General features: G+C 42.7%; 14 protein-coding genes. 10 read left to right on the top strand and 4 right to left on the bottom strand.

The genetic code is table 11. The annotated features are described in order from the left end of the window. Positions 1–70 precede the first annotated feature (70 nt). The 4 genes from FOC45_RS10850 to msrB are packed head-to-tail and all read right to left on the bottom strand — an operon-like array spanning position 71 to position 2,443. Positions 71–823 carry a hypothetical protein gene (locus tag FOC45_RS10850; protein WP_009390250.1) on the bottom strand — a complete coding sequence of 251 codons (753 nt, stop codon included), beginning with the start codon at positions 821–823 and terminating at the stop codon, positions 71–73. A gap of 1 nt (position 824) precedes the next feature. Further along, complete coding sequence (locus tag FOC45_RS10845) at positions 825–1,127, bottom strand: plasmid stabilization protein ParE (protein WP_009390251.1); 303 nt, start codon at positions 1,125–1,127, stop codon at positions 825–827. Continuing rightward, entirely contained in the window at positions 1,124–1,366 is a 243-nt protein-coding gene (locus tag FOC45_RS10840) for a hypothetical protein (protein WP_009390254.1), read from the bottom strand. The genes FOC45_RS10845 and FOC45_RS10840 overlap by 4 nt, the downstream gene beginning before the upstream one ends. A gap of 60 nt (positions 1,367–1,426) precedes the next feature. After that, positions 1,427–2,443: a peptide-methionine (R)-S-oxide reductase MsrB gene (gene msrB / locus FOC45_RS10835; protein WP_369700498.1), complete on the bottom strand. Its 1,017-nt coding sequence runs from the start codon at positions 2,441–2,443 to the stop codon at positions 1,427–1,429. A 327-nt stretch (positions 2,444–2,770) separates the two neighbouring features. On the opposite strand from msrB, the gene fabG reads away from it, so the two are divergent. The 10 genes from fabG to FOC45_RS10785 all read left to right on the top strand — a co-directional run bounded on the left by fabG (position 2,771) and on the right by FOC45_RS10785 (position 14,212). Then, a complete protein-coding gene (gene fabG, locus FOC45_RS10830) occupies positions 2,771–3,505 on the top strand; it encodes a 3-oxoacyl-ACP reductase FabG (RefSeq protein ID WP_009390258.1) in 735 nt (244 codons plus the stop codon). Positions 3,506–4,065: 560 nt separating this feature from the next. Beyond that, positions 4,066–4,437, top strand: coding sequence for an endonuclease domain-containing protein (locus FOC45_RS10825; RefSeq protein ID WP_009390260.1), 372 nt, complete (start codon positions 4,066–4,068; stop codon positions 4,435–4,437). A 161-nt stretch (positions 4,438–4,598) separates the two neighbouring features. Further along, the gene (locus FOC45_RS10820) at positions 4,599–4,994 is read left to right on the top strand and encodes a hypothetical protein (protein WP_009390262.1); all 396 of its coding nucleotides are present in this window, start codon (positions 4,599–4,601) and stop codon (positions 4,992–4,994) included. Between the two features lie 550 nt (positions 4,995–5,544). Next, positions 5,545–6,504, top strand: coding sequence for a ribonucleotide-diphosphate reductase subunit beta (locus FOC45_RS10815; protein WP_009390266.1), 960 nt, complete (start codon positions 5,545–5,547; stop codon positions 6,502–6,504). A gap of 7 nt (positions 6,505–6,511) precedes the next feature. Continuing rightward, positions 6,512–7,564: a bifunctional diaminohydroxyphosphoribosylaminopyrimidine deaminase/5-amino-6-(5-phosphoribosylamino)uracil reductase RibD gene (gene ribD, locus FOC45_RS10810; protein ID WP_009390267.1), complete on the top strand. Its 1,053-nt coding sequence runs from the start codon at positions 6,512–6,514 to the stop codon at positions 7,562–7,564. Positions 7,565–7,589: 25 nt separating this feature from the next. Next, on the top strand, positions 7,590–9,725 hold the full coding sequence (locus tag FOC45_RS10805; RefSeq protein WP_009390268.1) for a GH92 family glycosyl hydrolase: 2,136 nt from the start codon (positions 7,590–7,592) through the stop codon (positions 9,723–9,725). 98 nt (positions 9,726–9,823) lie between these two features. Next, positions 9,824–10,594 carry a threonine/serine exporter ThrE family protein gene (locus FOC45_RS10800; RefSeq protein WP_009390270.1) on the top strand — a complete coding sequence of 257 codons (771 nt, stop codon included), beginning with the start codon at positions 9,824–9,826 and terminating at the stop codon, positions 10,592–10,594. After that, entirely contained in the window at positions 10,581–11,162 is a 582-nt protein-coding gene (locus FOC45_RS10795; protein WP_009390271.1) for a threonine/serine exporter family protein, read from the top strand. Before FOC45_RS10800 ends, FOC45_RS10795 begins: the two co-directional genes overlap by 14 nt. Positions 11,163–11,175: 13 nt before the next feature. Next, a complete protein-coding gene (locus FOC45_RS10790; protein WP_009390272.1) occupies positions 11,176–11,904 on the top strand; it encodes a YggS family pyridoxal phosphate-dependent enzyme in 729 nt (242 codons plus the stop codon). Positions 11,905–12,055: 151 nt separating this feature from the next. Further along, the gene (locus FOC45_RS10785; protein WP_009390273.1) at positions 12,056–14,212 is read left to right on the top strand and encodes a S9 family peptidase; all 2,157 of its coding nucleotides are present in this window, start codon (positions 12,056–12,058) and stop codon (positions 14,210–14,212) included. Positions 14,213–14,224: the final 12 nt, after the last annotated feature.

The raw sequence follows: 14,224 nt of genomic DNA, 5'->3' as shown, positions 1-14,224 counted from the left end.
TTATTGCAAAGTGTGTATTGCCATTTAAAGACCTTATACCCCTATCTCATTTCCCTTCTTTTTTAACTTTTTATTTCCTGATTTCTGTTTTGTTTATAATACTAAGATTACCGTCTATGTATATGCGTTCTTCTTTCTTATTGCCTGCATTGTCGTAGGTATGAGTGAAAGTGTAATTTCTGATGTTTTTTTCTTTTATGTTATAATCTTTCTTGTCTATTAGGGCGCCTTTTTCGTCATACACATAATACGTGGTAGAGGAGTGCTTTTTATCTTTGGTGATGTACACCTCTTCTTTTACGGCTTGTCCGCGTGGGTTGTATTCTATGTTAGAGGTAAGGAATAGCTCACCTTTTCCGTCTGTAGCCTTTGCTTCAGCCTTTAGTCCGTCGGCACTGTAGTTGAAAACTACGGTTATTACCTCTTTGGTTTCGCCATTGGTAAGGGTGTACTTTTCTACGAAATTATAAGCATTATAGGTTGCCAGCTCCTCGCTTAAGAGCGTTCCATCGCTTTTGTAAGTTTGGGCGAGTCGGGTGTGTTGGACATCGTCATACACATACTTGGTTTTGAGTATGCTATCTTTTGCTTTTTGCAGATGTTCTATTTTCTCTGTCATCCGTCCTTTGGAGTCGAAAGTTAGAAAGGTAGTATCGCGTTTCTCTTCGTCTATATGCTGACTGATAAGGGTGACTTGCTGCACTTTATCTGTTAGCCCTAAGATTTGCCGGTCGCTCATCTCTACGGGGCGTTGTGGGGTATGCTGACAGCTAAAAAATAGTGCTGCAATACAAAAGAATAGGAGTTTTTTTAGAGGTTTCATTTTAGCTATAATTTGAAAGAGGTTTTTGATAACTACTGCGGAAATATTGTATTTCAATAGTACTTTCAGCATCTTTTATTTCATAATAGATAAGAAATCGACCTTTTAGTATAGTTCTTCTATGCAGGTTTAGTTGCTCATCGTATTGTCCTAAAAAATAAGGGTCTTCTACAAGCTCTTTTATCAACACATCTATTGCAGTCATTATTTTGATTGAATAGGAGTTGCTGCCATTATGCTCATCCCAATAATCAAGAGTTTCATAATAGCTTTTTATCGCTTCTGTTGTCCATACTACTCTCATTTTCTGCAATATCTTCTTTCCATAGCCTCTCTTTGTACCTCAGAATGATCTATTACCATTCCCATTCTGGATTGTTCTTTTGATAGGTAAATGCTTTTGAGGTCATCAGCCGTTAGTTCAGAAAAAGTAGTTTGTTCAGGTTCTATCACCTCTACGCCTATATCATCTAAAAATTTCATTATTGATTGATATTTCTCGAAAGGTAAATGTTCTTTAAAGGTAATTGTATTTGTTGTCATAGCTTGTATTTGCTTTATTTTCTAAAGGCAAAGTTACAAAATAATTACTAATAGACAATTTTATTTCTTTTCTAGCAATTTTAGATACTCTCCATAGCCCTCTTTTTCCATATTCTCTTTTGGAATAAAGCGCAGAGAGGCACTATTGATGCAATAGCGCAAGCCGCCCAACTCTTTAGGTCCGTCATTGAATACGTGTCCTAAATGAGCGTTGCCTAAGGTACTGCGCACTTCGGTGCGTACCATTTGGTGTGAGGTGTCTGTCTTTTCGGTGATGAGTTTTTTGTTAATAGGCTTTGAGAAGCTAGGCCAACCACAGCCCGATTCGAATTTGTCGGTAGAGATAAACAGCGGTTCGCCTGTGGTAATATCTACATAAATGCCCTCGCGATATTCGTTCCAATACTCATTGGCAAACGGACGTTCGGTAGCACTCTCTTGAGTTACCGCGTATTGCTCTGGGGTCAGTAGTTTGCGCAACTCGCTCTCTGCAGGGCGTTTGTACTTAGTTGGTACCGGATTTGCCTTGCGTGCCAACTCGAACATAGCAGGCGAGATATGGCAATATCCATTAGGATTCTTGTCTAAATAGGCTTGGTGGTACTCTTCAGCCTTATAGAAATTGCGCAAAGGCAATACCTCTACCACGATAGGCTTGGTGTACTGAGTGGCAAGCTGATGGATAGCTTTCTCGATAAGCGGTTTTTCTGTGGCATCGGTGTAGTAGATGCCTGTGCGATATTGCGTGCCACGGTCGTTGCCCTGTTTGTTGAGCGAGGTTGGGTCGATGATTTTGAAATATAGGTCGATGAGTTTGCGCAGGTCGATAAGCTGAGGGTTGTAAATAACTTTTACAGTTTCGGCAAAATTTGTATTTCCTTCACACACTTGCTCGTAGGTAGGGGCTTTGTCGCGATTGCCGTTAGCATAGCCCACTTCGGTAGCGAGTACGCCACGTATTTGCTTAAAAAAGTGCTCAGTACCCCAGAAGCAGCCTCCTGCAAAATAGATATAAGTTTTAGATTGAGGTTCTTCTTCGTCTATCACCTCATAGTATTTGTCTTGATTTTCAGCCATTTGTTCTGTTTTTTGATAAGAAGTATAAGAGTTAGTTTTTTTATGGGCACAGCCCAACGCAAAGAGCGCTGTTACAGCTGTTAGCACGAATGTTTTCATCATTTTTTTAACTTTTAAGTTGTTAATAACTTTAAATAAAATGCAAAAATTATACCAAACTATAAAATAAATATTAAAATCAGTTCATCGGCTTTCGTTTGGTTATTCTTCGCTCTTCCTGTATCATTCCTATATCAAATGTAAAGGGTACCTAAGGAGAGAAAAAAGATTTTGTAAATTAGTAAAATGTTTCGTATATTTGTCGCTCGAAAATAAACGTAACTGAATATGAGAAAATTTGCTATTATTACCGGAGGCTCGCGCGGCATAGGTCGTGCCATAACTGAGAAACTCGCTCAGGATACTGACTATCACTTGCTTATCACCTACCAAAGCAACGAAATTGCTGCCCGAGAAACCTTAGGACACGTTAAAAAATTAGGTCGTGAAGGTGAGATTATTCGCTTTGATGTGTCTGACCACCAGAGCACTGTGAAAGCCCTTACCCAATGGCAACACGATAACAAAGACGCTGTGGTAGAGGTGATTGTGAACAACGCGGGCATCAACCGCGATGGGCTTTTTATGTGGATGCCCCCCGAAGATTGGAGCAAGGTTATTTCTACCTCGCTCGATGGTTTTTACAACGTTACTAACTTCTTCATTCAGAAGATGTTGCGTCACCGCTACGGGCGCATTATCAACATTGCTTCGGTATCGGGCGTAAAAGGTACCGCAGGACAAACGAACTACTCGGCTGCCAAAGGCGCTATCATTGCTGCGACTAAGGCTCTGGCACAAGAGGTCGCTAAAAGGCATATTACCGTTAATGCTATTGCCCCTGGGTTTATCCGCACCGATATGACATCCTCGCTTAAAGAAGAGGATTTGGTAAAGCTGATACCTGTAGGTCGGTTTGGTGAGGCTGAAGAGGTTGCTGACCTTGTGTCGTTCCTCGTTTCTAAAAAAGCTTCTTATATCACAGGGGAAGTTATTAATATTAATGGAGGGATTTATTCGTAGGGGGATGATTAATGTTGCACATTTATAAGACATCCCCCCAGCCCCCTTCAAAGGGGGAGATGTGACGGTCAGCATAGACGAGCATTGGGACGGGGAGATGTGATGGTCAGTAAAGGCTTTTAGAATATTGCATTTTGTGAATAAGATATCATATCTTTTAAATAAAAACATCGATCCTTTATAAAACATCCCCCCAGCCCTCTTCAAAGGGGGAGATGTGACGGTCAGCATAGACGAGCATTGGGACGGGAGGATGTGATGGTTAGGTAAAGACTTTTAGAATATAACACTTTGTAAATAAGATATCACATCTTTTAAATAAAACATCCCCCCAGCCCCCTTCAAAGGGGGAGATGCGATGGTTAGCATAGACGAGCATTAAGATGGGAGGATGCGACGGTTAGTATAGATGAGCATTAGGATGGGAGAATGTGACGGAAGATGGGATGGTTAGCATAGATGAGCATTAGGATGGGGAGATGTAGCGGCCTGTATAGAAGGGAAATGTAACTTATAGTAAATCAATACTTTGTGATAAATAAAATTATACCAACAAAATTATGTCAAACAAAATTATACCATACAACCCTAAACTAAAGGATTTTGCACAATATCTGCGAAATCATAGCACTGCAAGCGAAATAACTCTTTGGAATCATATAAGAAGAAAAGCTTTAGGAGTGGAATTTCATAGACAAGTTCCTATTTTGGGGTATATAGTAGATTTCTACTGTCACGAATTGGCTTTGGCTATTGAAGTAGATGGCAATATACACGAGTTTAACTTCTTAGAAGATTGTCAGCGGCAAGAAGCTATAGAAAAATATGGGATAACATTTGTCCGTTTTTCAAATGAAGAAATAAATACAAATCTCTTTGGTGTGTTATTATCATTAGAAAATACTGTTAATACACTGAAAAATAGCACTTAATGATGAAATGGGCGGTGCGAGTGATTGTGGTATGAGTGGGAGGAATGAGAAGGCTGAGAGGGCTGGGAGTGGTGAGACTGGTGGGAGTGGTGAGACGAGTAGGACAAGTGAGACTGGTGGGACGTGACAGTTATTGATGATAAAATAAATAGTTGTAAGGTATGCCATTAACAAAAAAAGAATTTCGAGATAATCTCATTTCATTACTAATAGAAAATAATATAAATATTAGTAGTGAGGATAAGTTTATAATAAAACCTATTAAGGAAAAGAATGTTTCTTATAATTCATTTGACGATTATGTTAGAATATGGTTTTTACAAGAAAAAAATATTAATAGATATTTTTATTTTCAAGAAGCTATAGATTTTTTATCTTTTTCTAATGAAAGATATCCTTTGTGGATTAAAGTAGTATTATTTGAAAAAGATCATTTTTTTTCTATTTTTGAGTTATATATTAGTATGCGATTTAGGAAGCCATCTGAATTGAAATATAAAGAATTAGGACATCCTCCTTTTATATTTGAAGATTTTAAGAATAATCAATTGGAATGAAATGGGGTAATGTTTCAAATGTGTTGTTAAAATTACAATAGCTTTACAATTAGTAAAATACAAAAGAACTAAACCTTTATTTTTTCTTTACTTACTATAAAGATAAGAGTTTTTTAAGCCTATAAAGTGCTCTAAATAGTGTAAAGGGAATTATGAATTGTGGGACAAGTGGGACAGGTGGGACTGGTGGGAGGAATGAGAAGGCTGAGAGGGTTGGGAAGGCTGGGAGTGCGAGCCGCACGGGCAAAGATGTGGGACTGGTGGGAGGAGTGAGAAGGCTGTGAGGGCTGAGAGGGCTGGGAGTGGTGAGACGAGTGGGACAGGTGGGACGAGTGGGACTGGTGAGGTAAGAGCGACAAGTGGGAGTGGTGAAAGGGAATAGGTTTTTGGGAATGAGGTTATGACCTTTTTCTTGTTTTTTCTGTTTAAAAAAATAATACCCTTTGTATGAGATGATTACATTATTTTTTGTAGTTTAATTTCTGTTTTCACAAAAAATGTTGTTATCTTTGCCGCTCGTACATTTACATATATACATTAAACAAAAACAATGGGAATCTTTGACAAACGCGAGAGCTACAAACCTTTTGAATATCCGGAGGTGATGGAGTTCGTAAACGCTATGCACAAATCATTTTGGGTGCATTCTGAAGTTGAATTTACTGCCGATGTGCAGGATTTTAAATCAAACCTCTCTGCCGTAGAGCAAGAGGCTATCAAACGCGCACTGTTGGGTATTGCGCAGGTAGAAGTGTCGGTTAAAACCTTTTGGGGCGACCTATACGACCTTTTTCCTAAACCAGAATTTAACGGGCTGGGCGCTACTTTTGCCGAGTGCGAGTTCCGCCACAGTGAAGCCTATGCGCGCCTATTAGAGGTATTAGGCTATAACAATGAGTTCGAAAACCTTTTGGAAGTGCCGGTGTTCAAAGAGCGCAACACGGTGCTAAAAGAGTATCTGGCTAAAAACCGCGAAAACGCTATGGAGCGTATTCTCTTCTTTACCCTTATCATCGAGAATGCCTCTTTGTTTAGTCAGTTTGCTACTGTGCTATCGTTTGCACGCTTTAAAGGATACCTCAAAAACGTAGCCAACATCATCGCTTGGACATCGGTAGATGAGCAACTACACGCCAATGCGGGTATTTATATCCTCAAGAAGATTTTTGAAGAAAGACCTGAGATGAAAGCCAAAGCCGAAGCCGATGCTACCGACTTTATCCGCAACTACATTGTTTTAGAAGACAAGATGCTTGATTGGATTTTTGAGCAAGGCGAACTTGACTTTTTTGGCAAAAAAGACCTCGCTAACTATATGCGCTATCGCTTAGACGACTCGCTTACTCAGTTAGGACTTACTAAACCTTTCAACATCAGTGCCGATGAGGCTAAACCGATGATGTGGTTTGAAGAGGAAGTATTTAGCAATGAGTTAGACGACTTTTTCGCTAAACGACCTACCGCTTATACCAAACACGATAAGAGCATCAGCGAAAATGACCTTTTCTAAATAACCAATGACAGACCAGCAATATATACATAGATGCATACAATTAGCCCAAAACGGCTTAGGCACTACTTACCCCAATCCGGTGGTAGGTAGTGTTATTGTTTATAACGATAGGGTGATAGGCGAGGGCTGGCACGTGCGAGCAGGCGAGGCGCACGCTGAGGTACGGGCTATTGCCTCGGTAAAAGACAAACAGCTGCTATCGGAAAGTACGCTGTACGTTAGCTTAGAGCCTTGTAGCCATTATGGCAAAACGCCCCCTTGTGCCGACCTTATCATTGCGCATCGTATACCGCGGGTGGTGATTGGTTGTACCGACCCTTTTGCTAAGGTAGCCGGCAGGGGCATACAGAAGCTGCGCGAAGCTGGTTGCGAGGTGGTGGTAGGGGTCTGCCAAGAAGAGTGCGAGGCGCTTAATAAGCGGTTTTTCACTTTTCACCAGAAAAAAAGACCTTATATATTCCTTAAATGGGCAGAGACTCGCGACGGACTGATAGCGCCTTTGCACAAGCAGGAGATCGCGCCCCAATGGATAACTGGCGCTTATGCCCGCCAATATGTGCATCTGTTGCGCAGTACTGAGGCGGCTATACTCGTAGGGGCTGGCACTGTGTGGGCTGATAACCCCTCGCTAAGCACCCGCAGCTGGTACGGCAAGAGTCCGCTGCGCGTTATTATTGACCCGCGCCTAAGTACGCGCAAAGATTTCAACGTGTGGAATGACGAGGTACCAACTCTCTTTATAGCCGACCGCGATTATAAGGGCGTTAGGCATTTTGGGCAACGCACCGAGGTAGCCTGTATTGATTTTGGCGGAGAGGTGTTGCCGCAGCTCTGCAAGGTGCTTTACGAGCGCGAGGTACAAAGCCTAATAGTAGAGGGTGGGGCGCATACACTTCAGCAGTTTATTAAAGCTGACCTATGGGACGAAGCCCTTGTATTCAGAGGCGATACCGTTTTCACTAACGGACTGAAAGCCCCTCAACTATCGCACGCCTGCCTGCATTCTGTAGCCTCTTTTCCTCCAGATTTTTTAATGACAATGATAAATGACAAGTAACCAATAGGATAACCTAATAATAGAAATGCAAAAACTTAAACTTCAAACTTCAAAAATTATTATTGTAGCTTTTTTAGCTCTTGTGGCCTGCCAAACGCCCCAAGCTGACAAACAGGTGCAGCATACTGATGAGCAACTTACCCGCTACGTCAATCCGTTTATAGGTACTGACGGTATGGGCAATACCTACCCAGGGGCTACCACTCCGTTTGGTATGGTGCAATTAAGTCCGGATATAGGAATACCAGGGTGGGATAGAATTCCGGGTTACTTCTACGCCGATAGCCTCATCACTGGCTTTTCGCACACCCACCTATCGGGCACAGGGGCTGGCGACCTATACGATATATTAGTGATGCCGACCAATAGTCGGTTTAATGAGCGCATCAAAGAGAATAATGGCAAACCTTTCTCTTACTTCTCGCACCAAAGCGAAAAAGCTACTGCTGGTTATTATGCGGTAGACCTCAGTAGCTATGGCATACGTGCTGAACTTACTGCTACCCCACGTGTAGGCGTGCAGCGCTATACTTTCCCTAAAGATGACACTTCTAAAATAACGGTAGATTTGGGCTACAGTATCAACTGGGATAAGCCTACCGAAACCTATATGAAAGTGGTAGATGATAGCACCTTAGAGGGGTATCGCTACTCTACCGGCTGGGCACGCGACCAAAAGGTATACTTTGTGATGAAGTTTTCAAAACCTTTTGCCAAAAGTAGTCTTCTTTCTGAAAAAATAGACGGCAAAAGCCAGATAGGGCGAGCAGAACTGCTGTACGCTACAGCTGAAGGCGAGCAGATAGTGGTAAAAACCGCCCTTTCAATGCATAGCCTTAGCGGGGCATATAAGAATATGCAAGAGGAAGCCCCTCATTTTGCTTTTGATACCTATCGCGAGGCAGCCCGCGCCCTCTGGGAAAAACAATTGCAGAAAATAACGGTAACCAGCGATGATGAGCAGCAGAAAACCATTTTCTACACTATGCTCTACCAAACTATGTTAGCCCCGAACCTCTACAGCGATGTAAAAGAGCCTGTGCGCTACGACACTTTCTCTCTGTGGGATACCTTTCGGGCGGCACACCCCCTCTACACGCTGTTGCAGCCCGAAGCGAATGCCGATTTTATCAGTAGTTTCTTAGCCCATTACAAAGAGAATGGTACGCTGCCTGTGTGGAGTATGCAAGGGGGTGAAACCAATATGATGATAGGCTACCACGCCGTGCCTGTGATTGTAGATGCTTACTTTAAAAATATACCTATGGACGTTAAGCTGGCTTACGAAGCCTGTCGTGCCAGCGCAATGGTAGATGAACGCGAGATAGACCTTTATCGCCAATATGGCTACATACCTTACGACTTAGACAAGTCGGGCGAAAACTGGTCGGTGTCTAAGACCTTAGAGTACGCTTATGACGATTGGTGCATCGCTAAGTTTGCTGCTGCTTTAGGCAAGGGTACTGATGCTGACTATTTTGCCAGAAGGGCAGAAAACTGGCGCAATCTCTTCGACCCTCGTACTACTTTCTTCAGACCTCGAAACAGCAAAGGCGCCTTTATCAATCCGTTTAACCCAAAAGACTACACCCCTTATTTCTGCGAGAGCAATGCTTGGCAGTACCGTTGGTTTGTACCCCACAATGTATCGGGACTTATAGAGGCGATGGGGGGCAAAGAGGCTTTTGAGCAAAAACTCGACTCGATGTTTACCTTTGCTTCTACCCCTGATGAGCGTTTGCCTATCTTTAGTACCGGTATGATAGGGCAGTACGTACACGGCAACGAACCAAGTCACCACGTAGCTTATCTGTACAATTTTACCGCTCACCCTGAGAAAGCCAGTGAGCGAGTGGGCGAGATATTGCGCACCCAATACCACAATACCCCCGATGGACATTGCGGCAATGAGGACTGCGGACAAATGTCGAGTTGGTATGTGCTTAGTGCATTGGGCTTTTACCCTATCAACCCTGCTGATAGCCCCTATTATATAGGGCAACCCCTCTTTAGCAAAGCTACTTTGCATTTGGATAATGGTAAGACTTTCAGCATACGCAAAGGCAGCACTAATGGGCAGCTGCAGCTAAACGGCAAGCCTTTAGGCAGGCGCTATTTGCATTTTAAAGAGATTACCGATGGGGGGGAGCTGGTTTATTAACCCAAAAATGAGAATTATCAATTGTAAATTGTTAATTAATTTGTACCTTTGTGCCCTGATAACGAAGATAATTTTAGAAAAAACAAAGAATATAAGGAATGAAGGCTATCGAAAGAGCGGCAAAATTGTTTGCGGATATTAATGAACTGTTGATTTCCAGCGGAGCTAATACGCGTAGGGTAGAACGCAATGTAGAGCGTATCTCTAACGCACTGAATTACCACTGTGAAAGCTTCTATTCGCATTCGGCTATAGTTCTCACCGTACAAGACAAAGCTACTGGCGAGAAAGAAACCGTAGTACGCACTATTCCTCATCACGGGGTGAATTTTAGTGCTATATCTGATATAAGCATCCTCTCTTGGGAAGTCCTCGAGAAGCATTTGCCTATCGAACAAATTGAAAAACACGTAGCTACTATAAAAGCCAAACCACACTACAATATGTATGTAATGTGGTTTTTTGTGTCTATTGCCGGCGGCTCGTTAGCCTATGTATTTGGCAAAGAAAATGCTAGTTATGCTGAGTTCGGAATGTCATTCCTCGCTACGTTCTTAGGCTTAGCAGGCAGACGCATACTGCAGTTGCGCAAGTTTAACGTGTATATCTGTTGGGGTTGGGCGGCTTTCGTATCGGTGTCGGTGATGAGCATCTTTCGTCTGTTAGGGGTTGAGCATTATCACAATGCCTTAGCCGCCTGTGTGCTATGGTTGGTGCCAGGGGTGCCGCTCATCAATGGGTTTATTGATATGCTTTCGGGGTGTGTAGTGCCAGGGGTGGCAAAGCTTACCCACGCAGCTATCTTGGTATTTATGATTTCTTTAGGTTTTTATTTAGCGTTATTGTTATTTGGTTATGAGCTTCCTTGATGTATTATTAGCACTTTCTGTCCGCATCTTTTGGTCGATGTGGATTTCTATAGGTTTTGCCTTATTGTTTAACACTCCACGCCGCGCCCTTTGGATTACAGGTTTGTTAGGCGGTGTAGGTTGGGGTATCAAGTTTGTGCTTTTGGGCACTATAATGCCCGAACAGATAGTGATTACTTCCTTTTTAGGCGCCTGTGCTGTAGGGCTCTTGGCAGTCTATTTTGCACACCGCGTACATACCCCTCCTATCGTATTTACCATTCCGGCAGTTATCAATATGATTCCGGGCAAATACGGCTATGAGTTTATGATGAAAATCATTCAGATAGTAACGGTTGAAACGCCTCAGGAAGAGACCCTTGATTTGCTGTATCAAACCTTTAAATTAGGCTTACAAACGGGCTTCATCACTATGTGTTTGGCTTTTGGGGTAATCACCCCGATGCTACTTTTCAATACCTATTCGGTGAAAGGTAAAGACCTAAACGACTTTATAAAACGCCGTCTGTCGCGTCGCAAAACTAAAGCTGAGCTGGAGGGTATTATAGAAGAAAACGAGCCTGTTTAAACAATAGAAAGTAATGGAAAACATATTACAAAATATAGAGATTATTAAGCAGCGCATTGCTGCCGCTTGTACTCGTGTAGGGCGGAAGCCAGAGGAAGTAAAACTACTTTTGGCTACTAAAACCGTAACCCCTGAGCGCATCAAAATAGCGCTTAAGGCTGGGAATACTCTCATCGCTGAAAATAAAATACAAGAACTGAAGGAGAAGTACGAAGCGCTGAAAGATGTGCCCCATACCAATCACTTTATAGGGCATTTGCAAACCAACAAAATCAAAGAGATATTGCGCTATGAGGTCAGCTGTGTAGAGTCGGTAGACCGTATTGACTTGGCGCAGAAGCTGCACAACCGTTTGGCGAGTGAAGGCAAGGAACTCGACATTTTTATTCAGGTGAATACCTCTAATGAGGAAAGCAAGTTTGGGGCTGACCCCGCTGAGGTGCTCGATTTAGTGAAGCAGGTAGCACAACTGCCTACCCTACACATTAAAGGGTTGATGACCATTGGACTTTTTAGTGCCGAAACCGAAAAGGTACGCGCTTGCTTTAAACTGCTTAAACGCCTTCAGCAAGAGATTATCGCTCTTGGCTTGCCTAATGTAGATCCTCAGGAGCTTTCTATGGGAATGAGTGGCGACCTAGAAACAGCTATAGAAGAAGGCGCTACTATTGTGCGTGTAGGAACGGCTATCTTCGGGCAACGTATCTACCCTGATAGCTACTATTGGAACGAGAATAAGTAGCCCGATTATCTTTTTGCTATTTGATTATCAGTATTTTAAGAAATGCTGATAAAAAAATCTTTTGAACAATAGCCGTTATTTAAAAAATATTTCATAATATTGACGCCAAATTAATCAGGAGGCATCGTCTTTACGCATCTATTTTTTAATTATGAGAATATTATTTCTTCTTATTACCCTTTTTACGGGGATAGCTTGGGGGCAACCCGCTATTACCCTCGACAAAATATGGACGCAGGGCACTTTCTACCCGAGCCGTATGTACAATCTTAAAACCCTACAGCACGCACCTCAATACACTGTGTTAGAGTACAGTCCTGCTGATGGGGCTCAAGAGATTAACCTCTATGATTTTGCTACCCTCACCAAAGTAAAAACTATCTTTAGGGCGGCTGACCATAAGCAGTTCATGCGCCTGAATAGCTACACCTTTACCCCCAATGAGCAGCAGCTTCTCATCGCTGTTAATAGCGAGTATATCTACCGCCATTCATTCATAGCCGATTATTACCTATACGATTTGGCTAGCGGTAAGCTACGGAAAATTACTAATGATAAGATACAAAGTCCGTTAGTGTCTCCTGACGGGAAGAAGATAGCCTTTGCGCGCAATAACGACCTGTATGTGTATGATTTGGCTACCGGCAAGGAAAAACGCATCACTACTGATGGTGCTAAGAATAAGATTATCAATGGTATTGCTGACTGGGTGTACGAAGAAGAGTTTAGCACAGTGCGCTTCTTCGACTGGAATGCCAATGGTACACAGCTGGCGTTCGTCCGTTTTGATGAACAGCAAGTGCCTGAGTTTTCAATGGATGTTTATGGTGCAGGGCTTTATCCTACCCAGCAGACTTTTAAATATCCTAAAGCAGGGGAACCTAATTCGGTGGTAAGTCTTCATATCTACGACCTTGCTAAAGCTAAGACTACCCCTATAGCTTTAGAGGCGTACTACATTCCGCGCCTGCAATGGTCTAACAACCCTAAGTACCTAACGGTACAGACGCTCAATAGGCATCAAAACGACTGGCAAGTAGTGCAAGTAGATGCTCAAACTTTTCAAACACGTCCGTTAGTGATAGAAAAAAGCAAAACTTATGTAGAAATTAATGACAAAATAACCTTTTTAGCCGATAATAGCTTTATTTATCAGTCAGAGAGAGATGGCTATAATCATCTTTACCACTGCGATGCACAGGGTAAGAGCGTGCGACAGCTCACCTTTGGGCAGACAGAGGTAACCGACCTATACGGCTATGATGCCAAAAACAAACAGCTGTTTTACCAAGCTACCCAAGCCGATGGCATACAGCGTGCTATCTGTGCAGTGGGGCTCAATGGTAAAAACCAACGCACTCTTTCGGCAGTAGCAGGCACACATAAGGCTACTTTTAGCGGTGACTTTGCTTATTATATTGATGCTTTTAGCAGCGCTACTACCCCGCCACGTTATACTCTGCACGCAGCCAATGGCAAAGAGCTGAAAGAGATACTTAACAACAATGCTTTTGCTGAAAGACTAAAAGGCTACCAGCTACCTACTAAAGAATACTTTCAGGTAAAAACCTCTCGTGCTACCCTCAATGCTTATATAATGAAGCCCTTTGACTTCAACCCAGAGAAGAAATACCCTGTGCTGATGTATCAGTATTCAGGCCCTGGCTCGCAAGAGGTAGCTGATGAATGGTGGGATATGAACGATTTTTGGCACGCTATGCTCACCCAGAAAGGCTATATAGTGCTTTGTGTAGATGGTCGCGGTACGGGCTATCGTGGTGAAGAATTCAAAAAATGCACCTATGAGCAGTTAGGCAAGTTTGAGGTAGATGACCAAGCCGAAGTGGCTACTATAGTGGGGAATTATTCTTATGTAGATAAAAGTAGAATCGGTATATGGGGCTGGAGCTTTGGGGGCTTTATGTCGAGCAACTGTATCTTCCAAAAAGGTGATATCTTCAAGATGGCAATAGCTGTAGCCCCTGTTACTAACTGGCGTTTTTACGATACGGTCTATACCGAGCGCTTTATGCGTACTCCACAAGAAAACCCAGCAGGGTATGACCTCAATTCGCCGCTTACACACGCCCATAAGCTAAAAGGTAAATACTTGCTTGTGCACGGTACTGCCGATGACAATGTGCACGTGCAAAACGCAATGTCGCTCATAGAGCAATTGGTCACTCAGCGCAAAGATTTTGATTGGCTCATCTACCCCGACCGCAATCACGGTATATACGATAATACCGGCAGCACACGCTGGCAGCTATACCACAAAATGACCCAATTTATAGAAGAGAATTTATAAAATAGAACTTTT

This window comes from Capnocytophaga sp. FDAARGOS_737 (assembly GCF_009730375.1).
Lineage (GTDB): Bacteria > Bacteroidota > Bacteroidia > Flavobacteriales > Flavobacteriaceae > Capnocytophaga > Capnocytophaga leadbetteri.
This window is presented reverse-complemented; position numbering and strand designations above follow the sequence as displayed.

Bases quoted from the DNA above. Each gene is read 5' to 3' on its own strand.
- FOC45_RS10820 (WP_009390262.1), top strand. From the start codon at position 4,599: ATGCCATTAACAAAAAAAGAATTTCGAGATAATCTCATTTCATTACTA.
- fabG (WP_009390258.1), top strand. From the start codon at position 2,771: ATGAGAAAATTTGCTATTATTACCGGAGGCTCGCGCGGCATAGGTCGT.
- FOC45_RS10805 (WP_009390268.1), top strand. From the start codon at position 7,590: ATGCAAAAACTTAAACTTCAAACTTCAAAAATTATTATTGTAGCTTTT.
- FOC45_RS10845 (WP_009390251.1), bottom strand. From the start codon at position 1,127: ATGAGAGTAGTATGGACAACAGAAGCGATAAAAAGCTATTATGAAACT.
- FOC45_RS10815 (WP_009390266.1), top strand. From the start codon at position 5,545: ATGGGAATCTTTGACAAACGCGAGAGCTACAAACCTTTTGAATATCCG.
- FOC45_RS10840 (WP_009390254.1), bottom strand. From the start codon at position 1,366: ATGACAACAAATACAATTACCTTTAAAGAACATTTACCTTTCGAGAAA.
- FOC45_RS10850 (WP_009390250.1), bottom strand. From the start codon at position 823: ATGAAACCTCTAAAAAAACTCCTATTCTTTTGTATTGCAGCACTATTT.
- FOC45_RS10825 (WP_009390260.1), top strand. From the start codon at position 4,066: ATGTCAAACAAAATTATACCATACAACCCTAAACTAAAGGATTTTGCA.
- FOC45_RS10795 (WP_009390271.1), top strand. From the start codon at position 10,581: ATGAGCTTCCTTGATGTATTATTAGCACTTTCTGTCCGCATCTTTTGG.
- msrB (WP_369700498.1), bottom strand. From the start codon at position 2,443: ATGGCTGAAAATCAAGACAAATACTATGAGGTGATAGACGAAGAAGAA.
- FOC45_RS10790 (WP_009390272.1), top strand. From the start codon at position 11,176: ATGGAAAACATATTACAAAATATAGAGATTATTAAGCAGCGCATTGCT.
- FOC45_RS10800 (WP_009390270.1), top strand. From the start codon at position 9,824: ATGAAGGCTATCGAAAGAGCGGCAAAATTGTTTGCGGATATTAATGAA.
- ribD (WP_009390267.1), top strand. From the start codon at position 6,512: ATGACAGACCAGCAATATATACATAGATGCATACAATTAGCCCAAAAC.
- FOC45_RS10785 (WP_009390273.1), top strand. From the start codon at position 12,056: ATGAGAATATTATTTCTTCTTATTACCCTTTTTACGGGGATAGCTTGG.